This window comes from Desulfurellaceae bacterium (assembly GCA_021296095.1).
Classification (GTDB): domain Bacteria; phylum Desulfobacterota; class Binatia; order Bin18; family Bin18; genus JAAXHF01.
Genome location: JAGWBB010000166.1, coordinates 1 through 2,777, shown reverse-complemented (window position 1 = coordinate 2,777; position 2,777 = coordinate 1). Strand labels below are relative to the sequence as shown.

The following is a 2,777-nucleotide window of genomic DNA, read 5'->3' as shown; positions in this document are numbered from 1 at the left end:
TACTATCCGTTCTCCGGCGGCAGCAGCGCGGTGCACTTTCTGGCCCAGCGGGGAGAGTTGGACCTGTTCTTTCTGAGCGGCATCCAGATCGACCGGGACGCCAACGTGAACCTGCACGTGCTCGGCGACTACCAGGCACCCAGCCGCCGCCTGGCCGGGGCGTATGGCTCGGCCATGCTGTATTACATGGCCCGCCGCGTCATCCTGTTCCGGACCGAGCACTCGCGACGCAGCCTGGTCGAACGCGTCGATTTCGTGACCAGCCCGGGCACCAGCCCGGACTCGGTCCACCGCCCGGGCGGCCCGAGTCTGCTGATTACGCCTAAAGCCGTGCTGGGGTGGCACACCGACGGCTGGACGTGCCGCAGCATTCACCCCGGCTCGGACGTTCAGGACATCCGCGACAACACCGGTTTCGCCCTAGCCCTGTCCCCTCCCCCGCCGATTACCCCTGCGCCGAGCGCGCAGGAGCTGGCGGTTCTGCGTGGCCGGGTCCGGACCAAGCTGGCCCGCAGCTATCCCGACTTTTTTGCCCAGCACGTCCTGCCCGGATGAGGACCACGCATGAACGTCAGCCATTTGTCCTGTGCCGCCTGTGGCCAAAGCTATCCGCCGAACCGGCTCTACAACCTGTGCGGGCAGTGTCAGAAGCCACTCCTGGTCCACTACGATCTCGACCGCGTCGCCCTCGCCCCACAGCACCTGGCCGACCGGCCGGCCAGCCTGTGGCGCTATCAAGAGGTGTTGCCGGTCGAACGCGCGGAAAACGTCGTCAGTCTGGGAGAGGGCTGGACGCCGCTCCTCCACGCCCAACGCCTGGGTCGCGAACTCGGACTGTCGCGGCTGTACATCAAAGACGAAGCGCTCAACCCGACCGCCTCGTTCAAGGCCCGGGGCATGGCCGTGGCCGTGTCCATGGCTAAAGAACTGGGGGTGAGAAAACTGGCCGTTCCCTCGGCCGGCAACGCGGCCGGCGCGCTGGCCGCGTATGCCGCCCGGGCCGGGCTGGAAGCCCACATCTTCATGCCGCGCGACGTGCCGCTGGCCAACCGCCTGGAGTGTCAGTACTACGGCGCCCGGGTGACCCTGGTTGACGGCCTCATCACCGACTGCGGCCGGATGGTGGCCGCAGGGCAAGACCGGGAGGGCTGGTTCGATGTCTCGACGCTCAAGGAGCCCTACCGAATCGAGGGCAAAAAAACCATGGGCTATGAACTGGCCGAGCAGCTCGACTGGCAGCTCCCGGATGTTATCGTCTACCCGACCGGCGGCGGGACCGGACTCATCGGCATGTGGAAAGCCTTCGACGAGCTGGAACGGCTGGGCTGGATCGGCCCCGGACGGCCGCGCATGGTCAGCGTTCAGGCCGAGGGCTGTGCCCCGATCGTCCAGGCCCTGGCGGACGGCGCCCGCACCGGCGCGCCAATCGCCCATCCCCACACCGTCGCCGCCGGCCTGCGCGTGCCCAAGGCCATCGGCGATTTCATCATCCTCGACATTCTGCGCCGCAGCCGCGGCACTGCGGTGAGCGTCAGCGATGCCGATCTCATGGCTGCGGCTCAACAGCTCGCGGCTGCCGAGGGCATTTTCCCGGCCCCCGAGGGCGCTGCGTGCGTACCCGCCCTCCAAACGCTGCTGGAGCGCGGGGCACTCAAACCCGACGAGCGGGTGGTGGCGTTTAATACCGGCGGCGGACTGAAATATGTGGACGTCTGGCAGCCCTGAAGCCGGGCGATTCACCGCTCGGCCTCAGCGCTGAGGCTCGCTGATCCACACGCCCCACCACTTACCCCGCACCCGGCGGTCCGCCTCTGCCTGCCCAACGCGGACGGCCACCTGCCGGGCGGCCGCCTCTGCCAAGTCAACTTTGCCTGGGACTGAATTGACACGAATGATGCCGCCAGACCCCTCAGCCATATACGCTCAGGGCAGCAGGCCGAGCCACCGGTCAGCCGATATGACCCACTGCGTCATCCCCTGAATTCGGCGCTTTTGACACACCCCGCGTGTGTGGACGAGCTGGACTGCAACAGGCACTCCCAGCTTGTGCTGGAAATAGACCAGGTTCGGAGCAAGTTCTTCGTCGGACGCCTTGCATTCGATCAGGCACAGCGGTCTGCCCCGGTCTGATAAGACAAAATCGACCTCCCGCTTCTGTTTATCACGGATGAAATTGAGACTGAGCGTTCTTTCTCCTCGGGCCTGCCACAGCCGAACCGCTTTGAGTAAATGGAGAGCCACCAGGTTTTCAAAGCGGACGCTGTCATCCTCAATTTCAGCCCAGTCGAACAGATAGACCTTGGCCTCTTTGCGCAACACACGGGCAACGCGGGTCGCAAAGGGCGTCAGGCGAAACAGATAAAAGAACTGCTCAAGCAGCCGAATCCAGTCCCGGGCGGTCTCGAAGGCAACCCCGACGTCTTCCCTGAGCGCGTTGATCGACAGCGGGCTGCCAATACGGTCGGGGATGAGCTGGGCGAGATGTTCCAGTAAGGAAATGTGGCGAATGGCACTCGCATCGCGAATATCTTCGCGGACCAGCAGCGTCTTTCGTTCGGCGAACCACAGGGTGTAAAAATCGGCCCGCCCGCGGCTGAACGGTTCGGGAAACCCGCTGAACCGAAACAGCTGTTCGTAGGCCGAGCGGGCATCCGATGGGGCCGGGGGCGGACTGTCCAGCCCCTGCTCGAATTCGGCAAAGCTAGAGTGGTTCACGATAGGTTGTAGCCATTGGAGCGGTCGTGTGATAGCAGCCGAGGGCGGAGGACCACAGGATG

The 2,777-nt window shown here is 64.9% G+C and carries 3 protein-coding genes; 2 read left to right on the top strand and 1 reads right to left on the bottom strand.

All coding sequences use genetic code 11. The features are described 5' to 3' along the window. Positions 1–555, top strand: a 555-nt coding sequence (locus J4F42_22260) for a hypothetical protein (GenBank protein MCE2488247.1), incomplete at its 5' end; no start/stop codon positions are given. A gap of 9 nt (positions 556–564) precedes the next feature. After that, complete coding sequence (locus tag J4F42_22255; protein MCE2488246.1) at positions 565–1,725, top strand: threonine synthase; 1,161 nt, start codon at positions 565–567, stop codon at positions 1,723–1,725. 198 nt (positions 1,726–1,923) lie between these two features. On the opposite strand, the gene J4F42_22250 is transcribed toward J4F42_22255, so the two are convergent. Beyond that, positions 1,924–2,715 (bottom strand): DUF4143 domain-containing protein, encoded by a 792-nt coding sequence (locus J4F42_22250; protein MCE2488245.1) that lies wholly within the window; start codon positions 2,713–2,715, stop codon positions 1,924–1,926. Between the last annotated feature and the right edge of the window lie 62 nt (positions 2,716–2,777).

Coding starts and splice junctions, on each gene's coding strand:
- J4F42_22255 (MCE2488246.1), top strand. CDS start 565: ATGAACGTCAGCCATTTGTCCTGTGCCGCCTGTGGCCAAAGCTATCCG.